16 protein-coding genes and 1 other RNA gene are annotated in these 16,338 nt (G+C 39.9%); 11 read left to right on the forward strand and 6 right to left on the reverse strand.

Annotated features, from left to right (window positions below; genetic code table 11):
• Positions 1-56: 56 nt before the first annotated feature.
• The 3 genes from AACV00_RS14305 to zapA form a co-directional block, all read right to left on the reverse strand.
• Complete coding sequence (locus AACV00_RS14305) at positions 57-674, reverse strand: 5-formyltetrahydrofolate cyclo-ligase (RefSeq protein ID WP_110706563.1); 618 nt, start codon at positions 672-674, stop codon at positions 57-59.
• 170 nt (positions 675-844) lie between these two features.
• Positions 845-1,029, reverse strand: a non-coding RNA gene (gene ssrS / locus AACV00_RS14310) — 6S RNA.
• Between the two features lie 110 nt (positions 1,030-1,139).
• Positions 1,140-1,469 carry a cell division protein ZapA gene (zapA, locus tag AACV00_RS14315; protein WP_004244048.1) on the reverse strand — a complete coding sequence of 110 codons (330 nt, stop codon included), beginning with the start codon at positions 1,467-1,469 and terminating at the stop codon, positions 1,140-1,142.
• Positions 1,470-1,645: 176 nt separating this feature from the next.
• Here zapA and AACV00_RS14320 point away from each other — a divergent pair, with 176 nt between their 5' ends.
• The 7 genes from AACV00_RS14320 to gcvP all read left to right on the forward strand — a co-directional run bounded on the left by AACV00_RS14320 (position 1,646) and on the right by gcvP (position 10,964).
• Positions 1,646-2,230: a YecA/YgfB family protein gene (locus AACV00_RS14320; RefSeq protein ID WP_004248530.1), complete on the forward strand. Its 585-nt coding sequence runs from the start codon at positions 1,646-1,648 to the stop codon at positions 2,228-2,230.
• A gap of 53 nt (positions 2,231-2,283) precedes the next feature.
• A complete protein-coding gene (pepP, locus tag AACV00_RS14325; protein WP_004244046.1) occupies positions 2,284-3,594 on the forward strand; it encodes a Xaa-Pro aminopeptidase in 1,311 nt (436 codons plus the stop codon).
• A gap of 13 nt (positions 3,595-3,607) precedes the next feature.
• Complete coding sequence (ubiH, locus tag AACV00_RS14330; protein WP_004244045.1) at positions 3,608-4,780, forward strand: 2-octaprenyl-6-methoxyphenyl hydroxylase; 1,173 nt, start codon at positions 3,608-3,610, stop codon at positions 4,778-4,780.
• Positions 4,781-4,809: 29 nt separating this feature from the next.
• A complete protein-coding gene (gene ubiI, locus AACV00_RS14335) occupies positions 4,810-6,045 on the forward strand; it encodes an FAD-dependent 2-octaprenylphenol hydroxylase (protein ID WP_004248529.1) in 1,236 nt (411 codons plus the stop codon).
• A 414-nt stretch (positions 6,046-6,459) separates the two neighbouring features.
• A complete protein-coding gene (gene gcvT, locus AACV00_RS14340) occupies positions 6,460-7,554 on the forward strand; it encodes a glycine cleavage system aminomethyltransferase GcvT (protein WP_004244043.1) in 1,095 nt (364 codons plus the stop codon).
• A gap of 32 nt (positions 7,555-7,586) precedes the next feature.
• Positions 7,587-7,979 carry a glycine cleavage system protein GcvH gene (gcvH, locus tag AACV00_RS14345; RefSeq protein ID WP_004248528.1) on the forward strand — a complete coding sequence of 131 codons (393 nt, stop codon included), beginning with the start codon at positions 7,587-7,589 and terminating at the stop codon, positions 7,977-7,979.
• Positions 7,980-8,087: 108 nt separating this feature from the next.
• On the forward strand, positions 8,088-10,964 hold the full coding sequence (gcvP, locus tag AACV00_RS14350; protein WP_004248527.1) for an aminomethyl-transferring glycine dehydrogenase: 2,877 nt from the start codon (positions 8,088-8,090) through the stop codon (positions 10,962-10,964).
• Between the two features lie 97 nt (positions 10,965-11,061).
• Here the strand turns inward: gcvP and AACV00_RS14355 are convergent, their stop codons facing one another.
• Together AACV00_RS14355 and ygfZ are read right to left on the reverse strand one after the other, a co-directional pair.
• Positions 11,062-11,664 (reverse strand): HD domain-containing protein, encoded by a 603-nt coding sequence (locus tag AACV00_RS14355; RefSeq protein ID WP_004248526.1) that lies wholly within the window; start codon positions 11,662-11,664, stop codon positions 11,062-11,064.
• A gap of 26 nt (positions 11,665-11,690) precedes the next feature.
• Positions 11,691-12,677 (reverse strand): tRNA-modifying protein YgfZ, encoded by a 987-nt coding sequence (gene ygfZ / locus AACV00_RS14360; RefSeq protein WP_004248524.1) that lies wholly within the window; start codon positions 12,675-12,677, stop codon positions 11,691-11,693.
• 260 nt (positions 12,678-12,937) lie between these two features.
• Here ygfZ and sdhE point away from each other — a divergent pair, with 260 nt between their 5' ends.
• Positions 12,938-13,213, forward strand: a complete 276-nt coding sequence (gene sdhE, locus AACV00_RS14365) for an FAD assembly factor SdhE (protein WP_026090407.1) — start codon at positions 12,938-12,940, stop codon at positions 13,211-13,213.
• A gap of 307 nt (positions 13,214-13,520) precedes the next feature.
• Positions 13,521-13,928: a protein YgfX gene (locus AACV00_RS14370; RefSeq protein WP_004244035.1), complete on the forward strand. Its 408-nt coding sequence runs from the start codon at positions 13,521-13,523 to the stop codon at positions 13,926-13,928.
• A 100-nt stretch (positions 13,929-14,028) separates the two neighbouring features.
• On the opposite strand, the gene fldB is transcribed toward AACV00_RS14370, so the two are convergent.
• Entirely contained in the window at positions 14,029-14,547 is a 519-nt protein-coding gene (fldB, locus tag AACV00_RS14375; RefSeq protein WP_004244033.1) for a flavodoxin FldB, read from the reverse strand.
• Positions 14,548-14,654: 107 nt separating this feature from the next.
• On the opposite strand from fldB, the gene xerD reads away from it, so the two are divergent.
• Both xerD and dsbC read left to right on the forward strand, forming a co-directional pair.
• Positions 14,655-15,596, forward strand: a complete 942-nt coding sequence (gene xerD, locus AACV00_RS14380) for a site-specific tyrosine recombinase XerD (RefSeq protein WP_004244032.1) — start codon at positions 14,655-14,657, stop codon at positions 15,594-15,596.
• Between the two features lie 33 nt (positions 15,597-15,629).
• Entirely contained in the window at positions 15,630-16,337 is a 708-nt protein-coding gene (gene dsbC, locus AACV00_RS14385) for a bifunctional protein-disulfide isomerase/oxidoreductase DsbC (protein WP_004244030.1), read from the forward strand.
• The last annotated feature ends 1 nt before the right edge of the window (position 16,338 follow it).

A 16,338-nucleotide genomic window follows, 5' to 3' on the forward strand; every position in this document is an offset into this window, starting at 1 on the left:
ATCTTATAAAATAAGATAATAATATAAAAAAACAAAGATAGCGTTAAAAGCTCGTCTTAATTTCTCTGTATCAGTTGTTCATCAAAACGCCATACTTTATCAGGTGTAATAATTTCAGGTAACGGTATATCCCAATCTGCGCTCGGTAACGAATGAACTTGTTGGCATGTATGAGCAAGTCCCATAGGATAAAATGACTGCCGTTGCCAATTTTCTAATGTTCTATCATAAAAACCCCCGCCCATACCGAGTCGCTGACCGCTTTTATCGAAGGCAACCAGTGGCGTAAAGATAATATCAATATCAGATATTGGAATAATGTTATTTACATTGAGTGGCGGTTCAAAAATATTAAAACGATTTTTCACTAACTGTGTGGTGGGAGCGTAACGTAAAAAAAGTAAATGATGGCGATGGAAAGGGTGTAATACAGGCAGACAAACCTGTTTATTTAAATCCCATAAATGAGTGATTAGAGGAGCGGTATCAATCTCGCCGTCAAAAGAGAGAAATAAGGCAACTGTTTTAGCTTGCTTGACTTTGGGATGATGGAGTACCCGTTCAGAGAGTTTATGTGCAGCATCTTGTTGCTGTGCCACAGTCAGTTGACGGCGTTTTTGGCGGATAGCTTTACGTATTTGCTCTCTTTGCTGGAAAACAGGGGGTTGTGTCATGATTAATCCATCAGCAAGGAATTAGTGTGAATAAAAATATATCACTTCTATGAATTTATTACACTTTAGAGGTAAAAAAGAGAAAAGCCAAGAAAGATAGAGACAAAAGAAATAAAAAAAGCTCTAAACATTAAATACTTAATCAGTACTCAGTGTTTAGAACTTGAATTGGGGTCTCCAAGATGCCGTTGTAGGCTGTAACCCTTGAACCCGTGGTTCAAGGTGAACATAGTGCTATCACCATTAGGCTGCCTGAACGAATCAGGTATGCTCACAAGTAATAGATCACCACATTCTATTTTTTTTGAAATATCGGCTCAGGGGACTTACCCACTGACGAACATCTCAGAGAAATTAGGTGGGTGCTGTTAAGCACCTTATCTATGAACTATTGTATTATTTTAATTGTAGAAAGCAACCTATTATCTGTTAATTTCGTGGTGTGCGCATGCTTTCTGAACAAATCTACTTTGATGTTGAAAAAGTGCGATCATGGTGCTTGCCTTGATCGTGTAAAGCTTGTTCAATAGATTGTTGTAGCATTTTTATTTTCTCTTCCATATTGTAGGCATAGTCTCTCGTTTTTAACTTTTCTTCTGCCAACTCATGACTCATATTTAATGCCACGATAAAAATTAAGTGCTCAGTATTGGAAACACCACTGCGTTCTTTGAGATCTTGTAATCGTTGTTCAAGTTCAGCAGCAGAAGCCAGTAAAGCATCTTTTTGTTCTGGTGGGCAATTGACACGTAATGAGCGCCCAAAAATTTGAAGATCAACGGGTTGTGCGGACATGATTCCTTCCTGACATAAAATCTGTGCTACGTGTTTAGTAGTGTATACGGTTATAAGGCAGTATTAAACGCTATTACTGCAAAAATTCCAATGTTTAACATAGCTTAACTGGTACAGTGCGTTCTATTGATGGTAGCATATCTTGAACTATTCCCCTAAATGCGACGTTTATTCTTATGTCAATACAAAACACATTACCAGATTACTCAGCAATTGATTCATTATTACAACAACATGCCGTGCCTTTAACTGCCGCAGAGATGCATGGCCTAATTACTGGGTTTATTTGTGGAGCAGTACATGACAATAGTTGGAAAACTTTGTTACATGAACTGACTAATGAGGGCTTAGCGTTCCCTAAATCGTTATCAGAACCCCTTGAATCACTTTATCACGTCACTCATGAGCAACTTGATGACAGCGTATTTAATTTTTCTATGCTGTTACCTGACGATACAGAATCTGTTTTTCCTCGAGCTGATGCCCTTGCAGGGTGGGTTAATCATTTTCTATTAGGATTAGGTGTTGCACAACCTAAGTTATCTGAGCATAAAGAGTTGACGGAAGTTATCACTGATTTGCGTAATATTGGTGCATTAGGCTATGAAGAAGATGAAAATCAACAAGAGCTTGAAGATGCACTCGAAGAAGTTACAGAATATGTCAAAGTCTCTGTTCAGCTGTGCTATATCACTTTTGTCGCCTCAAAAGAGACAACAACAGAAAATGATAAACAAGATGAACAACGGACATTACATTAATAATTGCCTTATTAATTAGATAACCAAAAGATCAATAAAGGATAGGAGTGGGTATGAATAAGCAAGAATTTTTATCCCGTCGTCAGGCATTATTAGCTCAGATGAAACCAGCAAGTGCAGCTATCTTTTTTGCTGCGCCAGAAGCACAACGCAATGCTGATAGTGAATATCCCTATCGCCAACATAGTGACTTCTTGTATCTCACCGGATTTAGTGAGCCAGAAGCTATCCTTGTGTTGATTAAAAGTGATGAAACACATAATCATAGCGTACTGTTTAATCGGGTTAGAGATTTAACCGCGGAAATCTGGTTTGGTCGTCGTCTTGGGCAAGAAGCTGCCCCTGAAAAATTAGGTGTTGATAAAGCGCTACCTTACGAAGATGTAGGTGAGCAACTTTATCAATTACTCAATGGATTGGATATTGTTTATCATGCCCAAGGTGAATATGCGTTTGCCGATGAAATCGTCTTTAATGCTCTGGATACCTTAAGAAAAGGCTCTCGCCGTAATTTAAAAGCGCCACAAACGCTTATTGATTGGCGCCCAATAGTGCACGAACTGCGGTTATTTAAATCTGATGCTGAAATTGAATTACTGCGCAAAGCCGGAAAAATTTCTGCGTTAGCCCATACTCGTGCAATGCAAAAATGTCAGCCAGGTATGTATGAGTATCAATTACAAGGGGAAATTGAACATGAGTTTATCTCTCATGGTGCGCGTTTCCCTTCCTATAACAGTATTGTCGGTAGTGGTGAGAACGGTTGTATCTTACATTATACTGAAAATGAAACTAAAATGCGTGATGGGGATTTAGTCCTTATTGATGCAGGCTGTGAATATGAAGGTTATGCGGGTGATATTACGCGAACTTTCCCTGTTAATGGTAAATTTAGCCGTCAACAACGTGAAATTTACGAAATTGTTTTAAAATCACTCAATGTATCCCTCGAATTGTATAAACCGGGTACAAGCATCAAAGAAGTCACTAAACATGTCGTGTATATCATGGTGGAAGGCTTAGTTAAGCTCGGCATTATGCACGGTGATATCGAACACCTCATTGAGACAAAAGCCTATCAGCGCTTCTTTATGCATAGCTTAAGTCACTGGTTAGGTCTTGATGTTCATGATGTTGGACACTATGGCACCGATCGTGATCGTATCTTAGAGCCGGGTATGGTGTTGACTATTGAACCAGGACTTTACATTGCGCCAGATGCAGATGTACCACAAGAGTATCGTGGTATTGGTATTCGCATTGAAGATGACATTGTTATTACTGAAACAGGTAATGAAAATTTAACGGCTATGGTTGTTAAAGATCCTGATGAAATTGAAGCTCTGATGGCAGGAAAAATTTAAGGCTAAAATCAGCATGAATGTGATTATTGTGGGTGGCGGAATGGCGGGTGCAACGTTAGCACTAGCACTTTCTGCATTAAATAAGGGTAATATTTCCATTTCGCTTATTGAAGCGCGAGAGCCAGATAATGGGCATCCCGGATTCGATGCTAGAGCGATCGCTTTAGCGCATGGCACAGCAAAGCGATTAGCACAAATCGGATTATGGTCGGTCTTAAAACCCTTTGTGACACCTATTAATCACGTTCATGTTTCTGATAGAGGCCATTGCGGTTTTGTGAACATAAATGCGCAGGACTACGATATTGACGCTCTCGGTTATGTTATTGAATTACATGATGCGGGGCGTCAACTGTTTGCACAGTTGAAAAAACAACCCAATATTACGCTATATTGTCCCGCTAAAGTGGAGCATGTTCAGCGCCATCTCGATAACGTTGAAGTGACACTTGATGATGGTACGCAACTTAGCGGTGATTTACTGGTTGCCGCAGATGGTACACATTCACCCATTGGTCATCAATGTCATATTCAATGGCAGAAAACGCCTTATCATCAAGTTGCGGTGATCGCCAATGTAAAAACAGAGATTGATCCCAAAGGTTGTGCATTTGAGCGATTTACACAATTTGGTCCATTAGCAATGTTACCCATGAGTGAAGGGCGTAGTTCATTGGTGTGGTGCCATCCTATTGAAAAATTAGAACAAGTTTCACAATGGGATGATCAAACAACCATTGCACAGTTACAACGGGATTTTGGCTGGCGTTTGGGTAAGATTGAACAAGTAGGGCAGCGTCATTGCTATCCATTAGTTTTGCAAAAAGCACAGCAAATGATCAGCCATCGTTTAGCATTGATAGGTAATGCATCTCAAACCTTGCACCCTATTGCAGGGCAAGGTTTTAATCTTGGTTTACGCGATGTAATGACATTAGCCAATACATTAACCTCGGCCATACAATCAGGTCTTGATATCGGCAGTTATCGCGTATTATCACAATATCAACAGCTTCGCGAACAGGATAGAGAAAGTACTATCACGATCACTGATGGCTTAGTGAAAGTGTTTGCGAATCGTTGTATGCCGTTAATTATCTCCCGTAATCTAGGCTTAATGACGATGGAATTAGTGCCTGCACTTCGTAACAAATTAGCACACCAAACATTAGGTTGGACAAACTGAGCATAATTGCTTTTTAGGATACTTTTATTATGAAATCATTTGATGTTGTTATTGCTGGTGGTGGAATGGTCGGGCTTGCATTAGCCTGCGGATTACATGGCTGTGGATTACGTATAGCGATAATAGAAAATCACCCAGTAACCACGCATTTCCATCCGCAAGATGATTTTGCATTACGGGTATCTGCGATTAATACTGCCAGTGAGTTATTACTCAAGAAATTGGGGGTATGGGAAAACTTAACGGCATTACGTACAGCTCCTTATCAAGGTATGGAAGTATGGGATCAAGATAGTTTTGGACGTATTGCGTTTTCAGCGCAACAAGAAGGGTTATCTCATCTTGGCACTATTATTGAAAATCATCTTATTCGTGAAGTGCTGTGGCAAAAGGTCACCAGTCATAGTGATATTACCTGTTATTCCCCTGCTCAAATTGAACGCATTGTGTGGGGAGAAAATGAAGCCTTTATCAGTTTAAATGACGGCGAAATGTTAACCGCTAGGCTGGTTGTTGGCGCCGATGGTGCGAATTCTTGGTTGCGTAAAAATGCTGATATTCCACTGACTTTTTGGGATTATGAACATCACGCTTTAGTCGCAACCATACGCACAGAACAGCCCCACGATAATGTGGCGCGCCAAGTGTTTCATGGTGAGGGGATTTTAGCCTTTTTACCTCTTGCAGATCCTCATACTTGTTCTATTGTGTGGTCGCTACCTAGCTCATTGGCTGAAGATTATAAGAGTGCAGATAAAACGCGATTTGAACGTACGCTAGGTGTTACTTTTGATATGTGCTTAGGCCAGTGTGAATTAGTCAGTGAACGTATGACAATTCCATTAACGGGTCGCTATGCACGTCAATTTGCCGCTCCACGGTTAGCGCTATTAGGTGATGCCGCGCATACCATCCACCCTTTAGCTGGACAAGGGGTTAACCTTGGCTTTATGGATGTTGCTGAATTAATTGGTGAAATCCGTCGTTTAAAAGCAGAAGGTAAAGATTTTGGTGAGTATCTCTATTTAAGACGTTTTGAGCGCCGCCGTAAACATGCCGCTGCGGTCATGTTAGCGACTATGCAAGGGTTCCGCGAATTATTTGAAGGTAATAACCCTATTAAAAAGTGGGTGCGTGATATCGGTCTTTCGTTAGCAGATAGTTTACCAGGAGTAAAACCAAAGTTACTTGAACAGGCGATGGGACTTTCTGATTTACCAGAATGGCTAAAGCATAAAAATTCTGTTTCAGCTGAAAAAATCTAATTCAACAGCCATTTCACATTACTTTTCTTTATAACAGACTGGAAAAATAACACTAAAAATAGCTATTTTTTCAGTCTATTCTTTGTATTGCTCCCCTTTTTTTAGTCATTATTCACTAAAAATGAGGGCTGATACGCATAATTACAATCATTCATTCTGCATACTTATTTCTCTACATTATGATTGGTAGAGGTAATACCCTATTTTAACTTATGGTTTATTTTTTCTCTTAGTGATAAGTTCAAAGTAAAGGTATCGTTTGCGTTGTACGTTAATTGCTCACATTTGTTAAAATAATGTTTAAAAATAAACTTAAGCTTGTAATTAACACGCTGATTTTTAATCAAGTTTAATTTTATATTTAACAAATTGCGTTCTCTGGATCATCTAAACTAAAAATAGAAAGAGGGAAGAATGGCAAAACAGACTCCGTTATATGATGAGCACGTCGCCTGTGGTGCTCGTATGGTTGATTTTCATGGTTGGATGATGCCACTGCATTATGGCTCTCAAATTGATGAACACCATAATGTGCGTCAAGATGCAGGTATGTTTGATGTATCTCACATGACGATTGTTGATTTACATGGCCCGCAAGTTAAAGACTTTCTACGTTATCTATTAGCGAATGATGTCGCTAAACTCACCGAAAAAGGCAAAGCACTTTATACTGGTATGCTAAATGCGTCTGGTGGTGTGATTGACGATCTGATTGTTTACTACTTTGATGAGACTTTCTATCGTCTGGTGGTTAACTCCGCAACCCGCGAAAAAGATTTAGCGTGGATCACTGAGCATGCCAAAGATTATGTCGTCGATATTCAAGTACGTGATGATTTAGCATTAATTGCAGTACAAGGCCCTCACGCACAAGAAAAAGTACAGCGTTTATTAAGTGAATCGCATCGCCAAATAGTGGCAGCGATGAAGCCTTTCTATGGCGTACAACTTGATGATCTCTTCGTCGCGACGACAGGTTATACCGGTGAAGCAGGTTATGAAATCGCCATGCCAAAAGAGCAAGCCGTTGATTATTGGCAAAAGTTATTAGCAGTGGGGGTTAAGCCCGCAGGGTTAGGTGCTCGAGACACTTTACGTTTAGAAGCGGGTATGGATCTTTATGGTCAAGAGATGGATGAAACTATTAATCCTCTTGAGGCTAATATGGGATGGACGATTGCCTGGTTACCCGAAGATCGTCAATTTATTGGTAGAGAAGCATTAGAAAAATTACGCGCAACAGGCACAGATAAACTGGTTGGTCTGGTGATGCGAGAAAAAGGGGTGTTACGTGCAGGTAGTGCCGTGCACTTTACCGATGATTTAGGTGAATTAAGAGAAGGCGTTATTACTAGTGGCACATTTTCACCGACATTGGGCTTTAGTATTGCATTAGCCAGAGTACCCGCAGGTATTAAAGATAGCGCAATTGTTTTATTGCGTAATCGTGAAATACCGGTAGAGGTGGTAAAACCTGGTTTTGTTCGTTCAGGTAAAGCATTGGTATAAAGCATTATTATTTTAAATGGAGAGTACGGTCAATGAGTCAAATACCTAGTGAATTAAAATATGCGCAATCTCATGAGTGGATCCGTTCTGAAGGCAATGGCGAATACACTATCGGCATCACTGAACATGCTCAAGAGTTGTTAGGTGATATGGTGTTTGTTGATCTTCCTGATGTAGGCAGTGAAGTTGATCTTGGGGATGATTGTGCTGTGGCTGAATCAGTAAAAGCTGCATCAGATATTTATGCCCCATTATCTGGCGAAATTATTGCAGTAAATGAGGAGTTGGATGGTTCACCAGAGCTGGTTAATAGTGATCCTTATGGGGATGGATGGTTATTTCGCATAAAAGCAAAAGATGAAAGCGAATTAAACGATCTCCTTGATGCGGCTGGCTACCAAGAGTTAGTTGAAAACGAAGAGTAAAAATAAACGCCTCGTCATTAAAAAGTCGAGGCGTTTTTATTTATCAGCCTATTTTCAAATCAGTAAAAACAGCTTATCCATTTATTGTGAATTCAGGAATTACCCGCAATGACACAAACTTTAACTCAATTAGAATATCGTGATGAATTTATTCGTCGCCATATTGGCTCATCGCCAGAACAGATTAAAGAGATGCTTGATGTTGTTGGCATCTCCTCATTAAATGAATTAACACAAAAGATTGTTCCCGATAATATCCAATTAGCAACGCCGCCTAATGTCGGAGGGGGGGCTACTGAACAAGAAGCATTAGCAGAACTAAAAGCGATAGCCCGTAAAAATAAACGTTTTACCTCTTATATCGGTATGGGATATGCGCCTTCTGTATTGCCTCCTGTTATTTTACGTAATTTGCTAGAAAATCCAGGTTGGTATACTGCTTATACTCCTTATCAGCCAGAAGTTTCTCAAGGGCGTCTTGAATCATTACTTAACTTTCAACAAGTAACCATTGATTATACTGGCATGGATTTAGCCTCTGCTTCGCTATTAGATGAAGCCACTGCTGCCGCTGAAGCTATGGCAATGGCAAAACGTGTTAGTAAACTAAAAAATGCGGAGCGTTTTTTTGTCGCTGATGATATTCATCCCCAAACACTAGACGTAGTAAAAACCCGAGCTAACACCTTTGGTTTTGAAGTGATTGTCGATAAAGCTGAAAAAGTGTTAGAGCTAGAAGGTGTCTTTGGTGTGCTATTACAGCAAGTCGGCACAACCGGTGAAATTCATGATTATAGTCAGCTCATTAGTGAACTAAAAACGCGAAAAATTATTACCAGTGTAGCGGCTGATCTAATGGCACTGGTGTTATTAACGGCTCCAGGGCAACAAGGAGCGGATATTGTATTAGGCTCAGCCCAACGCTTTGGGGTGCCAATGGGATATGGTGGTCCACATGCTGCTTTCTTTGCCTGTCGAGATGAATATAAACGAGCCATGCCAGGACGTATTATCGGTGTCTCGCGTGATGCTGCAGGTAACAGAGCGTTACGTATGGCAATGCAAACTCGTGAACAGCATATTCGCCGTGAAAAAGCTAACTCGAATATTTGTACTTCACAGGTATTACTGGCCAATATTGCTGCCATGTATGCGGTATATCATGGGCCTGAAGGTCTAAAAAATATTGCTCAGCGTATTCATCGCTTAACGGATATTTTAGCCGCGGGTTTAATTCAAAATGGCATGACATTACGCCATCAGACATGGTTTGATACTTTAACCGTTGAAACAGCGGATAAAGCGGGTGTATTACAACGTGCTAAAGATGCTGAAATTAATTTACGAACCGATATTGTTGGCGCAGTAGGTGTCACTTTAAGTGAAGTGACGACTCGCGAAGATGTTGTCAGATTGATTGAGATTATCAGTGGTAAAGCTTTCTCTGATGACATTGATACATTAGATGCACTGGTAGCTTCTTCATCGACCTCAATTCCAACGGCAATGTTGCGTAAAGATGCGGTGTTAACCCATGAAAACTTCCATCTTTATCACAGTGAAACTGAAATGATGCGCTATATGCATCGTTTAGAAAATAAAGATTTAGCGCTTAACCAAGCAATGATCCCGTTAGGCTCATGTACTATGAAGCTTAATGCTGCGGCTGAAATGCTGCCGATCACATGGCCTGAATTTACCGAAATGCACCCATTCTGCCCACCTTATCAAGCGCAAGGCTACCAGATAATGATTGAGCAGCTATCTAATTGGTTGGCTGCCATAACGGGTTATGATGCGATGTGTATGCAACCTAACTCAGGGGCGCAAGGGGAGTATGCTGGATTGTTAGCTATTCGTCGTTACCATCAAAGCCGAGGAGAAGGAAATCGCCATATCTGTTTAATTCCAAGCTCAGCCCATGGTACAAACCCTGCATCAGCCCATATGGCGGGTATGACGGTGGTTGTTGTGGGGTGTGATGAAAATGGTAATATCGACATTGCAGACTTAAAAGCGAAAGCAGAGAAGCACCAAGCTGAGCTTTCTTGTGTGATGGTGACTTATCCTTCAACTCACGGTGTTTATGAAGAGGGTATACGTGAAGTTTGTGAGATCATTCATCAATATGGCGGACAGGTTTATCTTGATGGCGCCAATATGAATGCGCAAGTGGGGATCACGACGCCAGGCTTTATCGGCTCTGATGTATCACACTTAAACTTACATAAAACTTTCTGTATCCCCCATGGCGGTGGTGGCCCAGGTATGGGACCTATTGGCGTAAAAGCACATTTAGCGCCATTTGTACCTGGACATAGTGTCGTGGAAATGGACGGTGTTACGACTCAAGGAGCCGTGTCAGCAGCACAATTTGGTAGTGCCTCAATATTACCTATTAGCTGGATGTACATCCGTATGATGGGCTCAGAAGGGCTTAAACAAGCGAGCCAAGTAGCGATTTTAAATGCTAACTATATTGCTCAACGCTTAAAAGATGACTATGACATCCTCTATTCTGGGGCGGAAGGTTATGTTGCCCATGAATGTATTATTGATATTCGTCCACTCAAAGCTAACTATGGTATCAGTGAAATGGATGTGGCGAAGCGTCTAATTGATTACGGCTTCCATGCGCCAACCATGTCATTCCCTGTTGCGGGGACATTAATGATTGAGCCAACAGAATCTGAAAGCAAAGTTGAAATTGACCGTTTTATTGATGCGTTACTCTCGATTCGTGCTGAAATTGCACAAGTCGATGACGGGGTATGGCCGATTGATGATAATCCGCTAGTGAATGCACCACATACACAGTATGAATTAGTGCAAGAATGGTCACATAGCTATAGCCGTGAATGTGCGGTATTCCCAAGTGAAGCAACGAAACGCAATAAATATTGGCCGGCAGTAAAACGCCTTGATGATGTTTATGGTGATCGTCATTTGCATTGTTCTTGTGCGCCAATAAGTGATTATGAATAAAGGTTAATTTAGCGCTATTACTAAATAAAATACCGAGGGTAAATTCAAAATCTACCTTCGGTATTTTTTTGGTCAGCATCAAATGAACAGCAAAAAATTATTTTAACCAGCCTTTTTTCTGTGCCTCTAGTAATTGAGGATAGAGGTATTGCCAAAATTCTGGCCACTGTTTTTCGATAAATAGATTTCGTGCAATCACTTGTTCTAAACGGATATTATTTTCAACCCAGCTTTGCCCTTCGTTATGTAGATTCATTAACATTGGCATTGCGCGATCTAAAATATTGGCAAATTGTGACTCAGGGGTTTGTGCTGCATCATATTCAAGCCAGAGATTAAGAAAATATTCACTTTGTGGTGCAGGTAACAACGAAAAAATACGTCTGGCTGCTTTTTGCTCTTGCTCTTTAATCGCTTCACGAGCGGCAACATCATAAACCATCACATCACCAGCATCGATTTCGACAATATCATGCACTAAAGCTAGCTGGATCGCTCTACCTATATCAATATCACCGGCATAAGGTTGAAAACTCATTGCTGCAACAGCAAAGTGCCAACTATGCTCAGCGGTATTTTCAGCACGGCTATTGTCTAATACATTATTTTTGCGGTAAACGCGTTTGAGTTTATCGAGTTCAATAATAAAATTGATGGTATCTGAAAAGGGGCCAAAAGCCCCATTAGTTTGTTGTGTCATAAAAATCCGTTCATATGGAAGTGCTATCACTCATCTTCTAAAGAGTAAGGCAAAGGTTTAATCGTTAAGCGGCTGGTGGTATCACCTTGGACACGAAATACGCTGTCAGCATCCATATCATTATTCATCACCACTTCGGCGATAATCGTGTTATCGGCCATACGAACCGCACTTAATACCGTGCCCGTTTTGCGCCATTTATCTTCACCTAATTGCCACTCAACGCTACCGCCAATGTCCGGCAATTGTGCTGCGCCACCTGATAACAGATACATAGCACGTTTATTTGCGCCTCTGAATTTGGCACGAGACACCATTTCTTGACCTGTATAGCAACCTTTTTTAAAGCAAATACTTAATGGTAATGCTTGTAAGTTAGTCGCTTGTGGTAAGAATTGTTCGATATTAGGGGTATCAATAATGGGATAACCCGCCTCGATATCAAGGGCTAACCACTGGTCACTATCACTGGTTTCTGCGGGCAATGTCGTGGCTAGTTTTTTGGCAGTCTCTTCATCTGTAACAATTAAAAAGCGCTCTGTAGGTAACGGGAGTTGCAGTAAGTAGCTATTTTGGTGATTAACCACTTCATTGGCTTTACGGGGGATCTCAGGGAAGAATTCCGCTAAGGCTTGTGCCGCGCCTTGCCCCGCAAGTCCTAATAACACCGCATCTGTATTTTCAGTAAAAGTCACTTTTGAAAATACGGCGTATTTTTTAAGCTCAGTAAGTTGTTTTTCAGCAACATTTTTCCGCAATATATAAGCAAATCCTGCTTGTTGATGGAAAATGCGCAATGTACTCCACATTTTCCCTTTAGCTTCACAATGAGCGGCTAAAGTGTGCTCTGTAGTCGGTAATGCGGCAATATCCGCTGTTAGTTGGCCTTGTAAGTATTTTTCACTATCAGCCCCTGTTGCAGTTATCAATGACCAATCATCTAAAGAGATCAAGGTGAGTGGTAAATTGATTGCGGCATGAGGGCGTTTTGTCTGAGTAGAATTTTGAGTCATGACATCACCCGCTATGTAGTTAATCCGATACACTGTTTATGGTAAAAGAGTCACAAGACAATGCAAGTCATTATTATTTTCAGCGCACAGAAAGAATTTTGTGCATAACAATTTATTGATGCTTCAAAGCGTTGCTATTGGACGAAAGCGACAAATTGTGATCATTTTGATGTTAAAAAGAGTGCGATAAGACTATCATCAAGGCAGGAAGAAATAGTGGTATTTCTTGAAGTGAACATATTAAAGAGCAGAATATGACTATCGATATAGAAAATAAAGCACGAATAAATTGGGCATGTCGCCGTGGAATGCGTGAACTAGATATTTCTATCATGCCTTTTTTCGAAAACGAGTACGACACACTCTCTGATGACGACAAAAGGCTCTTTGTTCGTTTACTTGAATGTGCTGATCCTGATTTATTTAATTGGTTGATGAACCACGGCCGCCCTGATGATGAAGATCTTTATTACATGGTAAAGTTAATTCAAGAGCGTAATAGAATTCGTATGGCTGAAATTGTTAATAAGTATTAGTACTAATAAAAATAGAATATAAAACCAAGTGCATTAAATAAAGCCTGAAGTACTAAGTATCACGCCCTTATTCATTAAATGAATAAGGGCGTTTTAGTAAGTAAAAAACGAAGAATAGAAAATTTTAATGAGGTAATATTAAATCTTAGTGACAATAATTTTGCGTAGCATTTCAAAGAAAAAATAGAGGATCGTCATTTTATTTTTTATATTCTCCTTTTTTTACAAAAATCAGTTATGCTATTAAAAAACGACGACGATATCTTGTTGTAATAATAAGATATTAAAGCAGGAGCTAATATCACTCGTGACTTTATGGAAATCACATTTAACAGTTTCTTGGTTTACACAGTTATTTTCAACTAGTGTTTACGTTATTTTTGAAATAGCATTGCTGTTATATCCTTGGCCACCTGGCTTTATTTATATCTGGGTTCCTTTGTTACTTTTACTTATATTAGGTTGGTATTTTAGCCAAAAAAATATCAATAAAAGGAAAGGGGATTTAGTGCTGCTTAATGGCAATCGTATTCAATGGAAATATCATGAATGGCAGATTGCAAAACAACCGTGGATCAGCCGATTTGGTGCAAAAATAACGTTAGATTCTATCTTAAATAATAAGCAAATTACGCTATGGGTTGCTTTTGATAGTATGCCGGAAAATGAGTGGCGAAATTTTTCACAACTGCTGATGCAATACCCAGATATTTAATTCTGGGTATGTATATAAACCGTTAGAATGCTTACTGATTGACTAAGGTTAAAAGTGTTACCTTGCGGTAGATAACCTGAAGCAATAGATTGATTGCGATTTACAAGTTTTCTTCTATTTCTCGTAAAATTTGCATACACCACTGTGATAAACGTTCATCACTTTCTTCAAATTGATTCACCTCATCTAATGCGAGCCCGACAAAATGTTTACCATCATCAGTAAGTGGTTTAGGACTGGTAAATTCATACCCTTCAATAGGCCAAAAACCGATAAATTTAACACCACTTGGCAGTAAATGGTGGTAGAGCATACCTAATGCATCTAAAAACCATTCACCATAATCAATTTGATCACCCATTCCATACATAGCAACGAGTTTATCTTTGAGATCTAATGTTGGTAGCGTTTCCCAAATTGCGAGCCAATCTTCTTGGATCTCACCAAAGTCCCAGGTTGGAATACCTAAAATAAGAATGTCATACTCTTGCATCAGAGTAATATCGCACTCTTGAACATTATGAAGATCAATAAACTCTTCACCGAGAATGTCACGAATTTTTTCTGCCGCCATTTCGGTATAACAGGTGCTGGAACCGTAAAATAGACCAATTTTCATAAAGATTTTTAGGATATTTTTGCTAATAAAGGTCACTATTGTACCAGAAAACTTTTTCTATGAGGCATAATGTACAAGTAACAACGTAAAGAAGAGAGAGTAAACCCGTGACCCAGACCAAGTTATCGACACAAACGACAACAGATAATAACCAAGAAGATAATGACGTTATCATAGAACAATTTCTCGATAGTATTTGGCTAGAGCAAGGGTTATCTGCGAATACACTCAGCGCTTATCGTTTAGATTTGCAGGCGTTAAGCCAGTGGCTGGTCACACAAAAACTCAATTGGTTATCGGTGACGACGTTAGATTTACACGCTTTTCTTGCCACTCGTTTGGATGAGGGCTATAAAGCAACCAGTGCGGCACGACTGTTAAGTACCTTACGTCGGTTTTTCCAATATCTTTATCGTGAGAAATTACGCCAAGATGATCCCAGCGCTTTGCTTTCTACACCTAAATTACCCAAACGTTTACCCAAAGACTTAAGTGAACAGCAAGTAGAAAATTTACTTAGCGCTCCTTGTATTGATGAGCCAATAGAATTACGCGACAAAGCGATGCTTGAGGTTCTTTATGCCTGTGGATTACGGGTTTCTGAGCTAGTAGGATTGTCTTTATCTGATATTAGCTTACGGCAAGGGGTGTTACGTGTGATAGGTAAGGGCGATAAAGAACGATTAGTTCCTTTAGGTGAAGAAGCTATTTACTGGTTAGAACAATATCTGCAATATGGTAGACCAGCCCTTATGCAAGGGAAAACCGATGATATTGTGTTTCCAAGCTTAAGAGGCCAAAAAATGACGCGACAAACATTTTGGCATCGTATAAAACATTACGCGGTGATCGCCGGAATTGATTCAGAGAAATTATCACCCCATGTGTTGCGGCATGCCTTTGCAACACATCTATTAAATCATGGAGCAGACTTGCGTGTTGTACAGATGTTATTGGGGCACAGTGACCTCTCTACAACACAGATTTATACCCATGTTGCTACAGAGCGCTTAAAAGTGCTTCATCAGCAACATCACCCAAGGGGATAACCGCCGAATGGCTGGTGTTAAATAGGAATTCAAATGAAAAAGAAATTACTCTGGTTACCCATTTTATTCAGTATGGTGTCAATGCCAGTGTTTGCAGATAACGCTGCTATTAAAGCGCAACTGGCAAAAATGCAGATAAAAGCAGAGAGCATTCAACCGACACCGATAGTGGGTTTAAATGCAGTGCTTTCTGATAAAGGCATTTTTTATATTACTGATGATGGGAAATACCTTACAGCAGGGCCGATTTATAATATTAATGGTGAGGAGCCTGTCAGTATCGCTAATCAAGTGATCATGAAAAAAATTGATTCACTGAAAAATGAAATGATTGTTTATAAGGCTGCTAATGAAAAATATGTGATCACGGTTTTTACCGATATTAGTTGCCCTTATTGCCAAAAATTGCATCAAGAAGTACCAGAGCTAAATAAACAAGGTGTCACGGTACGTTATTTGGCTTTTCCTCGTAACGGGGTGAAAAATAATGTGGTCAGTCAACAGATGAATGCCGTATGGTGTAGCGGTTTTCCTAAAAAATCACTCGATAGTGCGTTTAAAGGTGACAAAATTATTGCGATTGATGACTGTAAAAAAATTAATATCAATGAGCACTTTAAACTTGGCACTATGATGGGCATTCAAGGTACGCCTGCGATTGTATTACCTGATGCGAGTATTTATGGCGGATATATATCGGCGACTAATCTACTTGAATTATTAAATAAAAAAGAGAAGTGAT

The sequence above is a fragment of the Proteus sp. G3927 genome (assembly GCF_963894685.1).
Lineage (GTDB): Bacteria > Pseudomonadota > Gammaproteobacteria > Enterobacterales > Enterobacteriaceae > Proteus > Proteus mirabilis.